Origin of the sequence: Streptomyces sp. NPDC015131, assembly GCF_043079975.1 — a bacterium.
Taxonomy (GTDB): Bacteria; Actinomycetota; Actinomycetes; order Streptomycetales; family Streptomycetaceae; genus Streptomyces.
Map to the genome: position 1 here is coordinate 405,899 of NZ_JBIBVB010000001.1, position 20,486 is coordinate 426,384.

Below are 20,486 nucleotides of genomic sequence, written 5' to 3' on the forward strand. Positions count from 1 at the left end.
ACCGCGGGCAGATTCGCGACGTCGGTGTCGCCGACGGGACTCCAGTCCGAGGGTTCCGCCAGTCGATCGACTCGGCGGCCTCGGAGCCCAGCCACTCTGCGTATGTGTCGATCCCGTCCTCAGTCGTGGGCAGTCTCGGCCTCGTCGTCCGGCGTCGCGGACAGTCCGGCCGCGTCGGCGAGATCTGGGTCCTCCATGCTCTGGTTTCCAGCAGGTGTGTCCGACTCCTCGTTCGAAGTCCGGTCGCCGTCGGCGAGTGTCGGGAGGACATATGCCTGGGCCAGCCCCGCGAGGTGGAGTGGGAGGGGGAGAGACAGGGCAGCGGCGTAGTCCGGGGCCTGGCGGAGCTGGTGCATGGCGAGGGCCAGCGCCTCGGCGTCGTCGGGCCTTTCCAGTACGGGGGCAGCCGGGTCGTCATCCTCGTGGCAGCCCAGTACCGCGATCTCCACCAGGGTCGGGTTCCAGGCGCTGGTGCCCGCCTGCGAGGTGAGGTTGCCCGCTGCGTTGACCCGGGTGGCGAGGCGGTCGAGTGCGGGGGAGATCGCATGGGTTCCGGGGCGTTCGGTGGTGCTGTAGAAGACCCGCTCGCGCGACGAAGCCCTGCCCTTGTAACGCTGCTGCGCCCAGAAGCCAGCCGGCTGTCCGTGGGGCTTGCCCGGGTCGGCCAGCCCCCACCACTGGGCGCTCTCGCGACCGCCGCATCCGCGCACGCGTACGAGGCGCAGTTCGTCGTCCAGTCGTCCTTCCGGGGCGTGGCCGGTCTTGATCAGATCGCGTTCGGTCTGGCCGTCCTGGAGCCAGGGCCAGTGCAGTCGGCTGTTCTGAGCGTGGGTGATCAGTGCGGTGGGTTGCCCTCGGAGGGAGTGCAGCACGCGTTGGAGGAATGCCGCAGTCTCCCTGCGCTGTTGGGCGAGGTTGCTGCGCCACTGCTTGCCGGTGACCCTAGGGGCATCGGGACGTGCGTCATCGTCTGAAGTCCCTGGTTCCGTGAACGCTTCGGGGTCGATTTCCGCCTGTTTCACCAGACCGAGGAGGAACTGCGGATAGGGCACCCATTCCCCCGCGGTGTCATCCCAGCCGCGTACGGCCGCGAGGCCTTCCCCGGCCGGGAGCGGGGTGACCAGGACGGCCACAGGCAGGTGCTTGGGCAACCGGGTCGGGCCGTCCTTGCGACGTTTCACCATCCACACTGCCGCGTACTGCAGCGAGTCCGGAAGATCGTCACCGAGGGTGTGCTGGGGGAGGACGCGGATGCCGAGCTGGCGCAGTCCGTCGAGCCATGAGCTGCACGTGCGGTGGTCGAGGCTTTCTGCGTTGTCGATCTGCCGGTCAATGGACGGGGTGACGACGAACTGCGTCAGCAGGCCTGCGTCGGCGCCCCCGAGGCGGATGGCGAACTTGGGGTCCGTCGACGCTGGGCGGAACGTGCTGCGGTGGGCGACTTCCACGAGGGCGAGTTCGGGGTGGGAGGGGTCCGCGCCGTCCGCGCGGAGCCAGGCGCGCAGGGCGCGGCGCCGTTCGGCGACGGCCGCTGCGAGCGCCGCGCCTTTGCCCTTGACCGCCGCGTCGGGCACGAGCCGGTCGCCCAGCCCGTCGGCGAGGGGCAGGCAGCGCAGCCGGAGTGTGACCTCCGCTGTCCGCCACTCCAGGACGACCGGTGCTCCGGGCGTGGCCTCGTCGAAGTCCCGGTCCGTGACGTGAGAGGCACTGGCGCCGCCGTCGCCGTCGAGGCCCAGGGCCTTGGCGAACTGTTCCACTGCCTCGCTGCGTACCTCGGGCGACTGCCACAGCAGCCGGGCCTCCACCACGGGCGGGCCAGCCTGTTCCGGGCTGTGGGAGGCGATCCGGGCCTGTGCCGCGAGTGCCACGCGCCGTGCCTGGGTCTCGCGCAGCAGCTCGGCCTTCTTGGCCTCGTCCGTCCTGGGCTTGGGCCGCCGGTTCTGCGGCGCGCCGATGCCCTTGCCGCGTCCGCGCGTGAGGTCGGGTACCCGGGCCAGTGTTTCAGGAAGGGCCTGCTCGGCCCATTCGGTGAGCTGGGCCCGCTGGTTGGGCATGAAGCCTGTGCCGATCTCGTGCTTGCCCATCCTGGTGCTGTGGACCACGGCCGCGCGGACACCGCGGCCCTCCCCGATCCAGGAGACCGGTTCGGCGAGGAGCTGTTCGGGGTCGGGGAAGTTGCCGGCGAGGCTGAGTCCGCGCAGGATGCCGGCGGTGTCGTTCTCCGACCAGACGAAGGTGTCGGCGGCCCGGTCGCGGCGCAGGCGTGCCAGTGCATAGCGTTCGGTGGCCGGTGCGCCGGGCAGCCAGGGGATGGTGGGCCGCAGGTAGACGGTAGTGGCCTCCCGGTAGGGCAGGTTGAGGCGTTTGGTGGTGGTCCGAGGGTGGGTCGCCCAGCGGCGTACACCCCAGTGCAGGTGGAGGCGCGGCCTAGGGTCGAACGGCGTGGTGTGCAGGGAGATGTTCAGAAGGACGGAGAACCACCACTCCTTGCGTTTGACGGTCCGGCACAGGGGCTGCGACATGAGTTCCGCGCCCTGGTCGCGAGGTCCGCGGGGCAGCGCCCGGAACCGCAGCTCCCCGCCCTCGAACGGGAAAGGGTCGAGGGTCAGGATGCGGCGTGCCAGGGCGTCGGTGGCGAGTTGGAACTGGCGCGGTTCCGGGGCGGCAGTGCCGCCCCGGGTGGTCGGGGTGGTGAGGAGTTCGACGCCGCTGACCGGCTGCCACTTGGGCAGGTTCTGCTTCAGCTCAGTGCTGCTCGCGAGCAACAGCGAGCGGAACCGGGGATCCTGTGCGGAGTCCTTGGGACCGAGTGTACGCAGCCAGGCGTCGAGGAGTTGCTGCATGGAACGGCCCGGGAGGGGGTCGGGCGCCGAGGCCGGTACATACATCCAGAAGTCCTCGGCGGCCTGCGGCCCCGATTCCACGGGGATCCGCGGCCGGGGGCGGACGATCACGTCGGGGGCGAGGGTCTGGAGCACGCCGTCGAGTCGGCGGGTGGGCAGCGTCGGCTGCCGCTTTTCCTCGTCCCGCCCGTGGTTGTGCAGTTCGAGGAGTCCGGCATGCCAGTGTTCGGGGAAGGGAAGTGCGTGGAAGTTCTCGGTCCAGGGGGTGCCTTCCTCGGCCAGGTGATACGCGGATCGGCGGATGTTCTTGTACATGTCGGTTCTCCCTGCGATGTCCGTACGTGGACTGGTGCGGTTGCCCGCCGACAGTGCTGCCCAGGGTGGTGGTTGGCGTGCTTCAGTGGACCGATCGCGGGCCGGGTGACGTCTCCATGGCACACAGTGCTTCGTACAGCGGGCGGTAGAGCAGCTTGACGAGTGCGGCGTCGGCGAGGTCGGTGCGCGCGCCGTACGCGACGGCGTCGGTGTCGCTCTGGGCGAAGTACGGCGCCAGGACGTCCCGCAGTCGGACGAGCAGCCCCGGCTCGCCTGCGCGGCGTGGACGACGGCTCTGGCCGGTGAAGGGGGCCTGTACTGCGGCGAGTCGCGGTGCGAAGGCCGCGTCGACGAACACGACGCGGGCGGGTACGCCACCGCGGACGAGGCGTCCGATGACCTGCCAGATGGTGACGAGCTGGTCCCAGACGAAGGACTTCTTCTCGTCATCGGAGAGCGAGGAGTAGATGTAGGGCCGTGACAGTACGTGCCGCCACACGCCGCGTGCGGTGGTCCTGAAGGCGCTGCCTGCCGCGTTGAGGTCCCCGGCCTGGGTGACCATGTCGCTGAACGTCCCTTCGTCCGGCAGCTTCAGTTGACCGCGTACGAACCGCGTTGCCCAGTCGTTGATGGCGAAGACCGCCAGGGAGAGGTCGTCGGGGCGGGGGTGCGGACGGACCAGGAAGAACACCGTCCCGAACGCCGCCACCTTCTCCTCGCCGGGCCGTTGGGGAGCGGTGAGGATGTTGTGGCCTCGCTCCACGGCGAGGAGGGGGGCCACGAGCAGTTCGGCGTCCGGGTCGTCGGCGAAGGACGCGAGGTCCCCCCGCCGGACCGCTCCCGCGCCCGATCCCGTGCCCGGCGCCTGGCCTCGCGCCGGTACCGGCCCGTCGACGGCGGCCTCCAGTTCGGCGTCGTCGGCGGCCAGGACGCGCACCCGGCTACGCCAGCGCGGGATCTCGTTCAGGGCGGTGGCGGCCACTTTGGCTTCCGCGTAGCTGCCCACCAGAAGCAGGGCACGTTTGCGGCGCTGGTCGGGGATTCGGGCGAGTTCGCTTTGGAGAGGGGAGGAGTTGCCGTCGCTCCGGGACCGGGCGAGCCGGTCGATCATCAGGCGCAGGACGTCCTCGCGCTGGTCGGGGTCCTGGCCGGAGAGCCGGATCGGCTGTCCTGCGGCGTCGTACAGGAACTCGGTGCGGAACACGGTTTTCCGGATGGCGTCGAGAGCCTTGGGCTGCGGTTTAAGTACGGCGCGGACGGGGGCGAGGACGTGGGCCCGGGTAGAGGTGCCGGCCCAACTGGTTCCGGACATCAACAGCACGTGTGGGCCTGCCTTGCCGAGGCCTGGGTCGGCGCCGAGCTGGGGAAGACCCAGGAGCAGTTCCCGGCCTACGCCCGCGCACCGGAAGAAGCGCAGGGTGCCGGTGCGGTGTCCGTCCTTGTTGCGGGCAGCGGCCCGTTCGTCCACCAGGTACTGGAAGCCCAGGACGTTGCCCATGGGCGCTTCGGGCAGTAGTGGCGCGTAGTCGAGGGGCGGGCGGCGGGTCAGCTCGTGGGCCGCGGAGTCCAGCCGTAGCGCTGCCTCCACCTGAGGCCACAGGAACGTCACCCGGTCCAGGCGTTGGTGCAGAGCGGCGAGGACGAGGGTGAACTCCAGCCGTTGTGCGTTGAGTTCACGCCACTCCTCGGTGAGTGGTACGTCCTCGGGGGCAGGCTCCTTGCCTTGCTTGCCAGCGGGCATGGGGCGCTGCTCCGGGCCCGGCGCTCCGACGAGGAAGGAGTCGAGGAGCGCGCGGACTCGGCGTCGTGTCCGCTTCTCGTCGAGGGTATGCAGGACGTCGTGCGCGAGGGCCGTGAGCTCGTCGGCGGGGGTTCCGTAGGGGCCGCGTCCGCCGAGCGGATCGTCGCGGAACGTGTCGAAGAACCCGGTGATCTCAGTGCGTCGCTGCGCCCAGGGAGCGTAGGGGACGGGGGAGTCGCCATCGGCCCCGAGCCCTTCCTCGTCCTCGTAGAGTGCGCTCTCGTCCTCGACAACCCCTTCGTTCGTGCTGTCCGACCGCCCTGCGGCCTGGCCTCGCGTCAGCGGGTACCAGGCGTGCAGCAGCTTCTCCTGGAGGGTCCAGGCACTGAAGTAGTCGATCTGCGCCCAGTCCCGCAGGCCTCCGTCATCGATGAGCATGGCGTACAGCCGGTCCGCGGCGGAGCCTACGACGTCCAGGGCGGCGGACCACCGTTCCACGTCCTGGTCGGAGAGCTGCAACCGCCCCTGCCGGGCGAGTTCGGCGATCTCATGGGTTTGTAGCTGGTCGAGCCAGGAGTCGGAGACACCGGTGGTGACGAGCGTGGCCGACGGGGCGAACATCTGGTCGAGCTGCATCTGTACGCGGTCGGCCTCATCGACGACGACGATGTCGCTGCGCAGGCAGGCCAGCTCCAGATAGCGCAGGCGCTCGGCGTTGAGCTGACGGGGAACCGCGGTCTGGACGAGACTGGCCGGGTTGGCCACCCAGATCAGCGCGTCCACGAGGTCACGGGCGGCGGAGTGCCGGGGGCAGACGCTCCACAGCGGGCAGGCGTGCGGGGTGCCCAGGTCCTCATTGTCGGTGTCGGTTTCGTCCGCGGTAACCTCCCTGTCGGCGGCGCCTCGGGCTCGTTCGAGCTCGCGTACCGCGCGCTCGGCCGCGGGCTCCTCGGCGGTCTCCTGGTGCCGAGCGGGGTGAAGGGCACCGCACGGCGCGTCGGTGTAGCGCAGGGGCTCGGACGTGTCGAGTGCGCGCAGGGCGTCCAGCGGGCAGGCGGTGCTGAGGTGGGCGAAGACGGGGCCGGTGTGAGCCAGTAGGGAGTGTTCTCCCCGTGCGGCGAGTCTGCGGTGCAGCCGCTGGGTGTGCTGGGGTCGCGTCGTGCCCCCCTGCACCAGGGCGGCGCTCAGGCCGAGCGTGCGGAATAGCTCGGTCAACGTTAGCTGTTCGGCCACGTCGCCGACGACGAGAGTGATGCGCAGGCCGTTGTGGTGCGCCCAGACGGCGAGCAGGGTCATCAAGGTCGACTTGCCGGCGCCGACCATGCCGACGAGGTGGGTGAGCCGGTCGAGCGGCAGCGCGGACGCCGCTTCGAAGACCGTCCCGTCCGGGGTACGTGTGTCGAGGTCGAGCTGTGCGAGACGCTGCTCCCAGTTCCCCGCCTTGAGCCCGCGCCGCTGCTCCTCCGCGTCCACCCACCGTGCGACGTCGGCGAGTTCGTCGAGTGGCACGTCGAGAGGGCCTGCGGTGGCCGGACGTTCGGCGGTGAGGGGGTGGCCGGGGAAGGGGTCCCGCACGAGATCGGCGGGGACCGTGACGGAAGTGCGCCGGTGGCGGCGGTCCATGAAGCGGTGTTCGCCCGCCTCCGCCGGGGGAAGCACCTTCGTGGCGAAGCCGGGGAGGTTCGCGAGCGCGTCGTCGTAGGTGGTGAAGCGGTCGGCCGCCACCTTGAGAGGGACCCGATGGGCGGGCTCCCCGGCCGCCGGGACGCGGTACGCGCGCAGCCGTTCGGGCAGTTCCAGGTAGGTGTCCAGGCTCTGCTGCCACATCCGGCCGCGGCGCATCGGCCAGAGCAGGTGCCGGGCCGCGGCCAGCGCGACCTGTTCGGTGCTGCCAGTGGGGAGCTTCGAGGCCCGCGCGAAGGCGAGGCCGTAGCCGCCGAGGAGCGTCCACGCCCCGTCGGCAGCGTGACCGGGTGCCACGGTCTCCATCAGCCGCAGAGCGAGCTCGACCTGGCAGAGCAGAGCGGGCCGGGTCCCGGCGTGCTCTTCGGGCCAAGGCCTCAGTGCGGCGACGACCGGCTGGTACCAGCTGCTGCGGTCACGCATGGTCTGCTCCCTTCTTCCCGGCGCCGTCGGCCGCCGCGGTCTGGTTTCCGGACCGGGGCGACGCTGTGCGTGCCCCGCCGTGCTCCCTGGCCGGAGGCACGGTGTGCAGAGGCGCGATGGACGCGTCCGGCCCGCGTTCGCCGGACAGCCGCAGCCGCGCGGCCCGCTTCAGCTGGTCGTCCGTCAGCAGCCGCAGACCGCCCGCCCCCGCGCCCCGCTCCTTGGCGTACATGGCCAGGTAGTCACGCCGGGCGCGCACCCGGAACGCGGGCACCACCCAACAGGCTTCGTCGTACGGGGGCTCGGGGCGGACGGCGGTGGCGGCGCGTCCGAGGAAGGCGGGGTGCGCCCAGTCCTTGACGTCGACGGCCCACACGTGACCGTCGGGGAAGGTGATGCGAAGGTCGTACGCGTCGAAGCCGGGCCACATCTCGACGGTGAGGCCCAGGGCGCGTAGCTCGCCCTCCAGAAGTACCTCGGCGCGTCCGGGCCCGGTGACGAACTGCCTCAGTGGTTTCCGCAGTTGACGCAGCTCGCCCACCTCAGACGCGACGAGCTCCAGGCCGTGCGGTGGGGGACCTTGGTGCCGGCACTGGTCGCGCTCGCACCACCACTCGGTGTCGGACACCGGATGGAGCAGGGTCAGGCAGCGATGACAGCACAGGTACGCGCCGTCCCGGCGGAACCCGAGGGGGACGGGGGCGTAGATCTCCTCGATGAGAAAGCGCACGGGGTCGAGGAAGAGGTCGGTGCTCACCTCGGCCCAGTCCGCCTCGGTGAGGACGGGCTGATTCACCAGGAGACGACGGAAGGCCGTGTAGGACTCGGGCGACGACACAGCCCGGCAGGCACGCAGGGCCTCATGGATCACCAGGCGGTCGTATTGCCGTCCGGTGCTGTCGCCATATCCCCGAACGGCGAGCTCGTGGCAGAGCTGCGAGGGTTCTCCGGAATCCTCGTCGATCAGCCGGTCCGCGGTGTCGAACAGGTCGGTGGGCAGTCGGTCCAGGGGCCAGCTGCCCAAGGGGCGGGCGCGGGCCCAGCGCATCATCTCGGGCACCCCGGCCGGGGGCTTGGCGCCGTTGCGCAGGCACTGGAGTACCAGGGCATCCAGGGCGCGCTGCGCGCCGGCCGGGTAGGGCAGAGTGAAGGAGTCGAGGCGGTCGACGGCCGCCAGGTGGAGTACGGCGGTGGCCACGTCCCGCAGGAGGACGACATCGGAGTTGGACAGCCAGTCCCGTACGAGCTGTTGGTCAGGCATGGGGCGGGGCGTCTCCTCGCGGCGAGGTCTGCGTGTCGGGGCTCGGCGGGCTTGGATGGTCGGTGACGTAGGCGGTGCCGGGCCGACACCAGGTCCGGGCCTGACAGCCGTGGCAGTGGCGTCCGGTCCTCGGTTCGTAGGTGGTGTCGTCCAGGAGTGGCTGGGCGAGTTCGGCGATGACGGCCCGGGCTTCCTCGACGTTCTCGGCGCGGCCGGGGTCGATGGGTTCGAGCCGACTCTCCCCGTGGCCTTCACGTAGGTGCTCCAGTTCCACCCAGGAGCGGCGCGGGTCGTCGCCCAGCGCTCCCGCGTGGAACAGCAGCACACCGAGGGCGAGTTGGGGATAGGTGTGGAGCAGGGAATCGCGCTCCCACAGCGGGCGGGCCGACGTCTTGGTCTCGCGCCAGATCCACCGGCCGCGGTGGGTGTACACCAGGTCGGGTACGGCGAGGACGACGATGTCGAGTTCTGGCACGTAGGCCGTGACCCGATGCTGTACGAGCACCTGCTCGTCGGCGTCAAGTCCGTTGAGAGGGCACAGGAGCCGGTGTTCCGCGAGCATCCCGGCAGCCTCGCGTGCGGAGGTGTCGTCGAGTCCGGCCCTGGCCCGTACCGCCGTCGGCTCGGGGATCTCGCGGTCCCGGCAGCCGCGTACCGGGCGTTCGGCGTGCTCTGCGTCGAGCCAGGCGTCGACGGCTCTGCCGCGCTGCGCCCCCCGGTCCTCGGCCGAGAGGTCGTTGAGGTGCAGTCGCCGCACAAGGTGGTACTGGGCGGGGCACTCGGCGTGCAGCCGCAGGTCCCAGACGGAGACAGAGCGGCGTTGGCGTGCGAGAGCCGGAGGGCGCCCGCCCCACAGCCGCGGGGTGCGCTTCAGATCCGTGCAGCCGGCGATGGCCTTGCAGTCGACACAGCTCTCCCCGGGACGCACGCCGAGTTCGGTGGCAGCCGTGACGAAGGCAGGCACAGCGTCGTCCCGGAACCGCTGCCTCGCCCCGGCGGGGTCCTCGGAGAGCAGCTCCTGCATGGACCCGTCGGCGCACCCGACGTCGAAGACGCGGACCAATCGGGGCAAGCTGGTGCTCTCGGTCGCGGTGGGCGGAGGCTGGGCGCGTTGCTTGCGTCGAGGCGTGGGCGCGCCGAAGGCCATCACCTGCGCCGCGGCCCCGAGCTCCGCGTCGGGGCGGCCGGTCTTGGCCCGGCCCATGGAAGGCAGCCACAGATCGCGCACCTTTCCGTCGGAGGAGGCGTACATGCGGCCCCAGAGGGTGTGCTCGTACTGTCGGGCGCCACGGGCGTCGGGAGCGTCCGTGCGGGGAGTGCGCCACGTCCATGGCTGCTTCACCGGCTTGGTCTCATGCAGCCCGGCCTCGACGGCGGCTGCCTGTTCGCGGGTACGGGCGGCCACGTAGCGCTCCAGGGCGTGGGCGGTCCAGGCCAGGTGGGCGGGGTGGACCGGGCCGCCCCATCCCCGGAAGGGACCGCGGGTGCTCCGGAGTTCCTCGCGTACCCGCTCCACGGACCATCCGTCGTGTTCCAGCAGGTCGAGGGCGGTGAACAGCGGGCCGAACCCGAACTCCTCGCGGGGTGGCCGCCGGAACGGCACGGCCGGGTCGGCGACGAGCAGGGGCCGCATCGCGGTGCGTCGGTGGGTGGGACAGGCCGCGTCGTCGAGCCGGGCCATCCGGGGGCTCGCCCTGATCAACCAATCGTGGCCGGCGACGCCGGGTGGGTTCTGCATGTTGACCCCCGTGGCAGGCGGTTTGGGCAGGAGGGTGCCCAGAGCAACGGGAGTCCGAGGACGTCCGGGCACCACTAGAGCATGGCATAGATCTGTGAACTGAGTCCATGGACGGCTCATGTCTAGAATCTTTCACGCTACGCTGGTGGGTCTGATGCGCAGTGGTGCGAAGGGGCACAGTGGTGGACGCGGATACGTACAAGCCCGGCGTGGGTGATCTGGTCGACGGGCGCTACGAGTTGAAGGACTCTCTGGGCAAAGGCGGGATGGCCCAGGTCTGGCGGGCCCGAGAGGTGTCCGGGGGGCGGGAGGTGGCGGTGAAGTTCCTGCGCCACGACTCCGAGGCCCTGTACTGCCTCGACCCGTACGAGCGTGAGGCCGAACTCGGTGTCAGGAACGCCCGGTTCCGGCGCGAGGCCAACCTCCTGGGCACGCTCGATCATCCGGGAATCACCGAACTGTATGGGAGCGGATCGCACCGGGGCGTCCCCTACATCGCCATGCGCCTGGTGACCGGAGTGAGTCTGCGGACGTTCCTCGACGAGCACAGCCCCTTGCCTCTGGCCACGGCGGTTGCGGTCGCCATCCAGGTGGCAGGGGCGTTGGCCTGCGCACACACGCTGCCGGTCGTGCACCGGGACCTCAAGCCCGCGAACATCATGATCGACGATGAGGGGTGGGTCGTCCTCATCGACTTCGGCATCGCCAAGCCGCTGCACGCCGACGCCACCCGTTACACGGCGCACGGTTCGACGCTTGGCACCCGCGGTTATTTGGCGCCGGAGCAGCTCCTGGAGCGCGAGCCCACCACGCGCACGGATGTCTACTGCTTCGGCTGCATCTTCTACGAACTCCTCACCGGGCGGCCCCCGTTCCCGTTCGGCGCGGAGTCCGGCCTGACCGACAAGCACCTCAACGAGGAGCCGCTGCCACCGAGCACGTACGCCGCGGGCATCCCCGAACCGATCGACGATCTGGTGCTGCGGATGCTCGCCAAGAAGCCCGAGCAGCGCCCGGCCGTTGACGAGGTCCTGGAGGTCCTCGACCCGTTCGCCCCGGGGGTCGGTGATCCCGAACCCCGGCCTCGCACCCACCCCGACCCGACCGCCCCCCTGCGCCGGCCGCGGGACCGGGCTGTTCGTCCGCGCCCGGTCGCTCTCACGCTGCCTGTCGCATCCGCACCGGCCGACGAGTGGCTGGACGCCCGTGTGGTGGAACAGCTCTGCGCGCAGGCCGAGTCGGAGATTGCGTCCGGTGAGCCGGGCGACGCGACCGAGCGGCTGCACGGTCTGACAGGACGGGTCCGCAAGGAGTGGGGTGAGCGGCGGCCTCTGGTGCGTCGCGTGTGGCAGGGGGCTGCGGAGGGATTCCGCCTCTCCGGCAACTTCGGCGCTGCGGCCCGCCTCTACGAGGCCGTCGACAACGATCTCCTGCACGGGGATGGCCCGGCCGAGCGGGCCGATCGGGCGCTGATCCGGCTGCGCACGGCCGAGTGCCGGCTCACCTTCGGGGAACTGGAGGCTGCCATCGTGGCGGTTGACGCGGCGGGCCGCACCGCTGCCGGACTGCCACCGGAGCTCGCGGCTCGGGTCGAGGCCGTACGCCGCGCGGTCGACGCGCAGCTCACGGCCCGCTTGGCTGAGCCCAGGCGCGGAGAGGCATGACGCCGGCCGGTGCGGGTGAGTCGATGTGCTACGGGTGGTTGGCCAGGCGTCCGGCCGCCAGTTCGTCGCCAAGGTCGCGGACAAGGCTGGTGCCGAGGTCGGCCGCGCGACGCAACAGCCGTTCGAAGAGGGTGAGTTCGCGGAACGCCTCTCCGTAGCGCCGTTGTTCTCCGAGGGGAACCTGGCGGATCTGGAGACGGCGGACGTCGATGCGGGAGGAGTTCGTGGTGTGGGTGCCGGCCTGCCGGGCATTGGCGGGAGCCCGCAGCGAACCGGCGAGGAACCAGGCGTCGAGCTGTTCGGGCTGTACCCGCACGGCATGCAGTTGTGGGCCAAGGGCGGTCGGCGGCCCCTCGTGGACCCAGGCCGAGAAGGCACGGGCGGCGCCCACCACCACGATGTCCCCGGGTTCGGCGATCACGGCCTCGCCGGCCGCTGCGGTGCCTGGAGCGAGCCAGCTGCGGGGTTCGCCGTCCACCAGGAGATCGGGGACGGTGAGGAGGGGGATGCCGACGTCGGACGGCGGGCCGGCGTGGATCGATTCCTCCGGCGGCTGCTGGCCGCCGCGCAGAGTGAGCGCCCCGGCCCGGGCTAGCTCGGCGACTGTGGTTGCCGTCGGTGTGTCCGCCTCGGCCGTGGCGAGGTCGAGCGCCGCGAGCAGCCTGGCCGACTTGTCCACGTTCGCGGTGAGCCCGGTGAACTCCCGCCAGGATTCGGCCAGTCGGGGTGCGATGTCCGCCGGGGACGGGGCAATGTGGCGTCCAGGGGTCAGGTCGACCTCGTCGTTGAGGAGTTCGATGACGGGCACCTGTCGTACGTAGGCAGGAGCCTGTCGCGAGTCCGCCTCTTCGACGGCCTCGCGCACGAAAGCGCTGATCGCCGCCCAGTCGGGGGTCCACTTCTCCTCCGCGTCCCGGGGGAAGCGCGAGGCCGCGTCGGCGACCAGCAGTCGATCACCCGCCGGCGTGCCTTCCCCATGGGCGGGCATCCGCAGCACCCACAGGTGCAGGGAGACGCTGTGCGGTGCGGCGCAGCCCGGCGGCAATGCGACGACGGCCCGCAGTTGCCCGGTGCGCAGCAGCGAGCCGCGGATGCGGCGGCCGGCCTTCCTGGCCGCGACGGCGGGCGGCAGCAACAGTACTGCGGCGCCGCCGGGCCGCAGCTGGGCCAGGCAGTGCTGAACCCAGGCGAGTTCGGGCTCGGTGCGCGGGGGAAGGCCGTGGCTCCAGCGGGCGTCGGTCGCCAACTCCTCGTACCCCCAGTCCCGTTCGTTGAAGGGCGGGTTGCACAGGACGATGTCGGCTGAGGTGCCGGAGAACGGGTCGTCGCGTAGGGAGTCCGCAGCGCGTACGGAGACCTGCGCCCACTCCTTCTCCCTGTGGCCCTCTCTCTCGGCGAGGGCCATGCGGGAGTCCGCCAGCGAGGCGAGGACGGCGTCCCGGTCACTGCCGAGCAGCGTGAGTGCCTCGGCGCCGGATGCCCTGGCGGCGTCGGCTGCGGCCAGGAGGAGATGCCCGGGGCCGCAAGCAGGGTCCATGACCGTGGTGCCGCCGGAGCTGCCCGGGCTGGCGCCCGCCGCGCCGCTGGCCGCCCTGAGGGCGAGTTCCGCCATGAGGGATGCCAGCGGTTCCGGGGTCGTGGCGATCTGGCGCACATGGACGTCGAGCCAGCGGCGCAGCAGAAACGCGAACGTTTCCGTGCCCCCTTCACGCTGTCCGAGATCCACGGCCCGTTCGATCAGCTCCCGTGTGTCGGCACGGATCTCTTCACCTTCGCCGCTCACCCGCCCGGAGAGGAGCCGTCCTACCTCGGCGATCGCGTCCCCGGTCTCGTTACGCCCGCCGAGCGCCTCGAAACCGGGCCAGAGCCATTCCCTCTCGGCGGACTTCTTCAACTTCTTGTTGTCGCGCAGCCAGCCCTCGATGTCGGCCAAGGAGAATTGAGGGTTGGTGTCGGTGCCGGCGATCCGCTCGGGGAAGGACGGATGCCGCCGCCGCCAGTTGCTCACCGCGGCTCGTCCCACACCCGCAAGGCGGGCGATTTCGGCCAAGGTCACCGGTACGGCGCGCGACGTGGACATCTACACTCCCAGGGCATTCTGGTGGAGGGAGGACTTTCCCCTCGGTCGTGGGTGTGTGATCAAGCCACCCTTCCTCCGAACCGCATCGGTCAGCGTACATGACCATTGACTTTGTTCACAGATGCGTCATGGCGGGTTTGGGGGCGTACGTCGGGTTCTGGTCGGCGAGGCGCGCGGGGCAGCGCGACGGCCGGCCGTGCCGCCCTGGCATCGTCCCCGTCCGTCAGGGTCGGCCGTTCCGACCCGATGCCGCCCATGCCCGCACCGGCCTGGCCTCGGGTCCCATCGGGTGGGTGAAGGGCCGCAGCGGGTCAACCTCGGCCCACGGGGCGAGTGCCTGTTCGGGGGTGCGGCGCTCGGGCAGCCACACGGCTAGGCGCCGCCACACCTCGCCGGCGTGGGCGGGTCGCTCGTCGGGGTCCTTGGCCAGTAACTGAAGCACCAGGTCCTCCAGTTCGGAGGGGATGCCCGCGCGGATCCTTCCGGGCGGTACGGGCGGCTGCTCAAGGATCATGCCGGGCAGCATCAGTTCGGACTTGTGCGTGAAGACCGGCTCACCCGTCAGCATCGCGTACAGCAGGCAGCCCAGCGCGTACAGATCGGTGCGGGGGTCGACCGGCTTGCCCCGCACCTGTTCCGGCGCCATGCACTCCAGACTGCCCGGGCGCTCACCGGTCGTGGTGAGGCCTGTGGTGTCCGGGTCGAGGAAGGCGGCGACGCCGAAGTCCAGGACCTTGACCACGCCGTCCGTGCGGATCACGACGTTGCTGCCCTTGAGGTCGCGGTGCACGACGTCACGGGCGTGCACGGAACCCAGGACCGAGGCGATCTGGACGCCGATCGACGCGGTCTCCTCGATGGAGAGCGGGCCCGCCTCGACGATCCGGTCGTCGAGCGGGGGTCCGATCACGTACTGCATGACGAGAAAGCGGGTGCCGTTCTCCTCGCCGAGGTCGTAGACGGTGGCGAGGCCCGCGTGGTCGAGTCGCGCCACGGCCTGCGCCTCCCGGCGGAACCTTTCGGCGTCGCGGGCGCGCTGCTCCTCGGTGAGTCCCGGATCGACGTTCATGGTCTTCAGCGCCACGTCGCGGCCCAGGTTCTCGTCGTGGGCGAGCCAGACGACTCCCATGCCGCCCCGTCCGATGAGGCGCTTGATCCGGTAGCGACCGGCGATCAGTGTTCCGGTGTCCATTCGCGCTGCGGCCCCTCCCCTCCGTGCCCTGCCGCGCCCTGCCCGGGCTGGTGTCAGGGAGAGTGTGACACGGCAGTGCTTCGAATGCTGCCCGCGCGACGCTTTGTTTGTTGACTGAGTTCACATTCTCTTGCTCTAATGGGGTGAAGGCGGGGCGGTTCGTTCCGTGCGCCTCACCCACTACGGTGATGCGTGGATCACGTCGGGAGCTAGTGAGGATCACGTGGACGTCTTCGAGGTGCACCGTCGGCTCATCCGGGACTACAAGGAATACACGTCCGGATCGGTGGTGATCGACGACCCGCGGATCGGCGAGAAGGTGTCCAAGTCCCTTGCCGACGGCGACCAATGGCCCGATCCCTGGCTCTCGCTCAACCCGAGCTTCGCGAGCGGCGGCACCGTCGACCACCTCGCCGACGACCTCGGCCTCCTCCACCCCGAGTGCAAGCGGATCTTCCGCACCGGCAAGGACAAACGGGGTGCGACGATCCGTCCCATCCGCTTCCACCGGCACCAGCGCGACGCCATCGAGGCCGCCGACTCGAAGGACTCGTACGTCCTGACGACCGGCACCGGCTCCGGAAAGAGCCTCGGCTACATCGTGCCCATCGTCAGTCGGATCCTGAGCGAGAAGCGGCCCGGAGATCCCCCGAGCATCAAGGCGATCATCGTCTACCCGATGAACGCGCTGGCCAACAGCCAGCGGGGCGAGCTGAGGAAGTTCCTCACCGCCGGATACGGCGAGGGCGACGAGCCCGTCACGTACGCCCGCTACACCGGCCAGGAGAAGCAGTCCGAGAAGGACGCGGTCCTCGACACCCCTCCAGACATCCTGCTCACCAACTACGTGATGCTGGAACTGATGCTCACCCGCCCCGAGGAGCGCAAGCGGCTCATCGGCCGGGCCAAGGGCCTGCGCTTCCTCGTCCTGGACGAATTGCACACCTACCGCGGCCGTCAGGGCGCCGACGTCGCCTTGCTGGTCCGGCGCGTGCGCGAGGCGTGCGAGTCGCCCGCCCTGCAGTGCGTCGGCACCTCCGCCACCATGTCCACCAAGGGCACCCCCGCAGCCCGCCGCCGTGAGGTCGCCGAGGTCGCCTCCACGCTGTTCGACACGGAGATCTCCCCGGACCGGGTGGTGGGCGAGACACTGGTTCGCGCGACCGACGACACAACCCCCACGCGTGCCGAACTCGCCGCCCGTGTGAGGGAGAACAACCCTCCCCTGGAGTACGACGCACTCAAGGCCGACCCGCTGGCCCGCTGGGTCGAGACCGCCTTCGGCCTCACCGAGACCACCGACGAGGACGGCACCCGTCTGCTGGTGCGGGCCAAGCCCACCACCTTGGAGCTGGCCGGGCGTGTCCTGCGCGAGGACGCCTTCGGTATCCCGCGCGACGCACCCGAGGACGTGCCGTACGCCGCATGCGCCAAGGCCATCCGATCCACGCTCCGGGCCGGCACGCAGGTCCGCGACGCCGAGGACCGCGCGCTGTTCGCGTTCCGCCTCCACCAGTTCCTCTCCAAGGGCGGCTCGGCATACGTCTCCCTGGAGCCGGCGGACAGCCGCCACATTACCCGCACCTACCAGCAGCGGGTGCCCGGAGAGCCGGAGAAGCTCCTGCTGCCGCTGTCCTTCTGCCGCGAGTGCGGCCAGGAGTACCTCACCGTGGCCCGCGAGCAGAGCGACGACGGCACAGTCTCCTTCCGCACCCGTGAGGACGCGGACGACGAGCAGGGCTACCTCTACCTCTCGGCCGCCAACCCGTGGCCCGAGCGGGTCACGGACGCGATCGACCAGCGTCGCTTCCCCGACAGCTGGCTCACCCTCGACCCGAAGAAGGGCATGCCCGTCCTCACCCCGAGTCGCAAGAAGCGTGCTCCGCAGCCCGTGTGGGTGAGGTCGGACGGCACGGCGGTGAACAAGGACGGGGTCGGCCTGTACGCCGCCTACGTGCCCGCGCCGTTCCTGTTCTGTCTGGAGTGCGGGGTCAGCTACGAGGAAGTGCGGGAGCGGGATTTCGCCAAGCTGATGACGCTCGACCAGGAGGGCCGGTCCACGGCCACTTCTGTCGTCAGCGCTTCCATCGTGCGCCACCTGAAGAGTCTGCCGGAGAATGAACTCGGCAAGGACGCACGCAAGTTGCTCACCTTCGTCGACAACCGGCAGGACGCCAGCCTGCAGTCCGGGCACTTCAACGACTTCGTGATGGTCACCCAGCTGCGGGGTGCGCTGTACCGCGCGATGTTGAAGGCGGGGGACAAGGGGCTGCGCTGGAAGCGGCTGGGCGAGGAGGTTGTCGAGGCCATGGGGCTGGCCCCGCACGAGTACGCCAACAACCCCACCGAAGTGGAGGCGCTCGCCGAGGAGACGCGGGACGCGCTGGCCCAGGTGGCCGAGTACCGGCTCTTCCTGGACCTGGAGCGCGGCTGGCGGGTCACCATGCCCAACCTGGAGCAGACCGGTCTGCTCGGCCTGGGATACGCGGGGCTCGACCAGATCGCCGAGGACGAGGAGCGCTGGCAGCGGGCGGCGGGGCCGCTGCGCACCGCCACTCCCGCCACCCGGCTCGATCTCGCCCGGGTCCTCATGGACGAGCTGCGCCGCCAGCGGGCTGTGGACACCCCGTACTTCACCGAGGCCAAGTTCAACGAGCTGCGCAAGGAGTCGGCGAAGCTCAACGACGCCTGGGGGATCGCCGACACCGAGGCGGCGCCCCCCACACCGACCGTCGCCCTGCCGCGCGCGGGGCGGCCCGGCCGTAGCCGCAGCGAGAAGAACCTCACCGGCCGCGGCGCTTTCGGCCGCCACGTCCGCAAGCCGGAGACTTTTCCGGACTGGAGCCACGGTCTCTCCCTCGATGACGCCCAGGACGTGATCCGCGACCTGCTCGAGATCCTCGCGGACGGCGGTGTCCTGAGCCGGATCACCCAGGGCCGGGGCGAGGACCCCGGCTACCAGATCCACCACCCGGTGATCCGCTGGCACGCCCGCGACGACGAGCACGGCGCCGTGGACCGGCTGCGCCGCACCTACCGCACCGGCCGGGGCCCCCGCGTCAACGCCTTCTTCAAGGGTCTCTACAAGGAGGTCGCGTCCACCTTCGCCGGTCTGCACGCCGCAGAGCACACCGCCCAGGTCCACCCCGACGTCCGCGAGGAACGGGAGAAGCTGTTCAGTAAGGGGCTGCCGCTGCCCCTGTTGTACTGCTCGCCCACGATGGAGCTCGGCGTCGACATCGCCAGCCTCAACGCCGTGAACCTCCGTAACGTCCCGCCGACCCCGGCGAACTACGCGCAGCGCTCGGGCCGCGCGGGCCGCTCGGGCCAGCCCGCGCTAGTCACCACGTACTGCGCAACCGGCAACAGCCACGACCAGTACTACTTCACCCGCTCCGACCAGATGGTCGCGGGCACCGTCGCCGCGCCCCGCCTCGACCTGGCCAACGAGGACCTGCTCGTCTCGCACGTGCACGCCATCTGGCTCGCCGAGACCCGCCTGGAACTCGGCCGCACCATGACCAAGATCCTCGACACCGACGGGAAGACCCCCTCGCTGGAGCTGCTGCCCGGGGTGCGGGAGCAGATCGGCACGCCGGCTGCCCAGCAGCGCGCCCTGGCACGGGCCCGCACCGTCCTCGCGGGCTGCGTCGACGCCCTGCGCGAGACGTCCTGGTGGCACGAGCAGTGGCTGGAGGACACCGTAGCCAAGGCCCCCGGGCGTTTCGACGAGAAGTGCGGACGCTGGCGGAACCTCTACCGCAAGGCCCTGGAGGAGCGGGAGATCCAGCACGACAACATCCGCAACCGCACCGCGACCGGCCGCTCCCAGGCCCAGGCCGTCCGCCGCCGCGCCCAGGCGGAGAACCAGATCGCGCTCCTGGAGAACAGGCAGGGAGGCGAGCGCACGGTGCTGTCCGACTTCTACCCGTACCGCTACTTCGCCTCCGAGGGCTTCCTGCCCGGCTACTCCTTCCCCCGGCTGCCGCTCGCCGCGTACATCCCCGGCACCGGCCGCACCAGCCGCGGCTACGACGGCGACTACCTCCAGCGCTCCCGGTTCATCGCGATCCGCGAGTTCGGGCCGGGCGCGCTGATCTACCACGAAGGCAGCCGATTCAAGGTGGACCGGGTGCAGCTGCCGCCGGACACCAGCGGCGAACTGACCACCGAGAGCGCCAAGGTGTGCCAGGGCTGCGGCTATCTGTCCCCCGAGGAGCGGCGCGAGGACACCTGCCTGGGCTGCGGCAGCTCGTACGGCGCCCCCCGCACCGGGCTGCTGCACCTGCACACCGTCTTCACCCACCGCCGTGACCGGATCTCCTCCGACGAGGAGGAGCGCCAGCGCACGGGCTACGCGGTGGAGATCTCCTACCGTTTCAAGCAGCACGAGGACGGCCGGGACGGTTCGCTGCGCGCCGAGGCGAAGGCCGCGGCCGGCCGCCTCCTCGCCGAACTGGTCCACGGCGACAGCGCCACCGTCCGGCTCACCAACCTGGGCTACCGCCGCTCAGTCGCCAAGGGCGAGATCGGCTTCTGGCTCGACCCCGTCACCGGCCAGTGGCTGGCCGGCTCGACCGGCAGGCAGAGCACGAGCGCGCCCGGCCGGGAGGCTCCGGTGGAGGACGAAGGACTTGTCGACGCGGAGAAGGTCGTGCGCAAGATCCCCGTCATCCCGTACGTCCAGGACACTCGCAACATCCTCGTCCTCAAGCTCGCGGCCCCCGTCGACAAGGACACCGCGATCACCCTCCAGTACGCGCTGGAGCGGGGCATCGAGGCCGAGTTCCAGCTGGAGGACTCCGAGCTGGACACCGAGGAGCTGCCGCCGCACGACGGTCCCCGCGAGCGGCTGCTGTTCATCGAGAGCGCCGAGGGCGGCGCTGGCGTCCTGCGCCGCCTCCAGGCCGAGCCCGACGCGCTCGCCCGCGCCGCCCGCCGGGCCCTGGAGATCGCGCACTTCGACCAAGTGGGGCGCGACCGGGGAGCCGAGAAGCGCAACGGCGACCCGTGCGAGAAGGGCTGCTACGACTGCCTGCTCTCCTTCGGCAACCAGCGCCACCACCGGATGATCGACCGCCACCTGGTGAAGCAGCTGCTGATGGACTTCGCGGGCGGCGAGGTCGGCTCCAGCCACGTGGGCCGCACCCGCGACGAGCAGGCCGCCGCGCTCATCGAGGGCGCCGACTCCTCCCTGGAGGAGCGGTTCGTCGCCTACCTCAGGACCCACGGCCACCGCCTGCCCGACCACCAGCAGGTGAAGTTGAGCACGGCTCTGTCCAAGCCGGACTTCGTCTACGACACCTCCTTCGGCCCCGTCGCGGTCTTCGTCGATGGCCCGCACCACGACCACGCGGAGACGACGCTGCGTGACGAGGAGGCCGCCGAGCGGCTGAAGGAGATCGGCTGGGAGGTCGTCCGCATCCGCTACGACGACGACTGGTCGAAGGCCGTGGCCGACTACCCTTCGGTGTTCGGCGAGGCGCGCCGTTGATCTCAGGGACTGGGACGGACCCCTTCGGTCCGCCCCGGTCCCACCGGCCGCA

The 20,486-nt window shown here is 70.8% G+C and carries 8 protein-coding genes; 2 read left to right on the forward strand and 6 right to left on the reverse strand.

Annotated elements, in window-relative coordinates; all coding sequences use genetic code 11:
• Positions 1–119 precede the first annotated feature (119 nt).
• The 4 genes from ACF08D_RS01580 to ACF08D_RS01595 form a co-directional block, all read right to left on the reverse strand.
• Entirely contained in the window at positions 120–3,158 is a 3,039-nt protein-coding gene (locus ACF08D_RS01580; protein WP_392220433.1) for a pPIWI_RE module domain-containing protein, read from the reverse strand.
• An 82-nt stretch (positions 3,159–3,240) separates the two neighbouring features.
• Positions 3,241–7,005: a hypothetical protein gene (locus ACF08D_RS01585; protein ID WP_392220434.1), complete on the reverse strand. Its 3,765-nt coding sequence runs from the start codon at positions 7,003–7,005 to the stop codon at positions 3,241–3,243.
• A complete protein-coding gene (locus ACF08D_RS01590; RefSeq protein ID WP_392220436.1) occupies positions 6,998–8,266 on the reverse strand; it encodes a hypothetical protein in 1,269 nt (422 codons plus the stop codon). Before ACF08D_RS01590 ends, ACF08D_RS01585 begins: the two co-directional genes overlap by 8 nt.
• Positions 8,259–10,004, reverse strand: a complete 1,746-nt coding sequence (locus ACF08D_RS01595) for a PD-(D/E)XK nuclease family protein (protein WP_392220438.1) — start codon at positions 10,002–10,004, stop codon at positions 8,259–8,261. The genes ACF08D_RS01590 and ACF08D_RS01595 overlap by 8 nt, the downstream gene beginning before the upstream one ends.
• Before the next feature lie 209 nt (positions 10,005–10,213).
• Between ACF08D_RS01595 and ACF08D_RS01600 the strand changes: the two genes are divergently transcribed.
• A complete protein-coding gene (locus ACF08D_RS01600; protein ID WP_392220440.1) occupies positions 10,214–11,668 on the forward strand; it encodes a protein kinase in 1,455 nt (484 codons plus the stop codon).
• 28 nt (positions 11,669–11,696) lie between these two features.
• Here the strand turns inward: ACF08D_RS01600 and ACF08D_RS01605 are convergent, their stop codons facing one another.
• Positions 11,697–13,748 carry an N-6 DNA methylase gene (locus ACF08D_RS01605; RefSeq protein WP_392220442.1) on the reverse strand — a complete coding sequence of 684 codons (2,052 nt, stop codon included), beginning with the start codon at positions 13,746–13,748 and terminating at the stop codon, positions 11,697–11,699.
• 223 nt (positions 13,749–13,971) lie between these two features.
• On the reverse strand, positions 13,972–14,940 hold the full coding sequence (locus ACF08D_RS01610; protein WP_392220444.1) for a serine/threonine-protein kinase: 969 nt from the start codon (positions 14,938–14,940) through the stop codon (positions 13,972–13,974).
• Positions 14,941–15,163: 223 nt separating this feature from the next.
• Here ACF08D_RS01610 and ACF08D_RS01615 point away from each other — a divergent pair, with 223 nt between their 5' ends.
• A complete protein-coding gene (locus ACF08D_RS01615) occupies positions 15,164–20,434 on the forward strand; it encodes a DEAD/DEAH box helicase (protein WP_392220446.1) in 5,271 nt (1,756 codons plus the stop codon).
• The last annotated feature ends 52 nt before the right edge of the window (positions 20,435–20,486 follow it).

Bases quoted from the DNA above. Each gene is read 5' to 3' on its own strand.
- ACF08D_RS01580 (WP_392220433.1), bottom strand. From the start codon at position 3,158: ATGTACAAGAACATCCGCCGATCCGCGTATCACCTGGCCGAGGAAGGC.
- ACF08D_RS01585 (WP_392220434.1), bottom strand. From the start codon at position 7,005: ATGCGTGACCGCAGCAGCTGGTACCAGCCGGTCGTCGCCGCACTGAGG.
- ACF08D_RS01590 (WP_392220436.1), bottom strand. From the start codon at position 8,266: ATGCCTGACCAACAGCTCGTACGGGACTGGCTGTCCAACTCCGATGTC.
- ACF08D_RS01595 (WP_392220438.1), bottom strand. From the start codon at position 10,004: ATGCAGAACCCACCCGGCGTCGCCGGCCACGATTGGTTGATCAGGGCG.
- ACF08D_RS01605 (WP_392220442.1), bottom strand. From the start codon at position 13,748: ATGTCCACGTCGCGCGCCGTACCGGTGACCTTGGCCGAAATCGCCCGC.
- ACF08D_RS01610 (WP_392220444.1), bottom strand. From the start codon at position 14,940: ATGGACACCGGAACACTGATCGCCGGTCGCTACCGGATCAAGCGCCTC.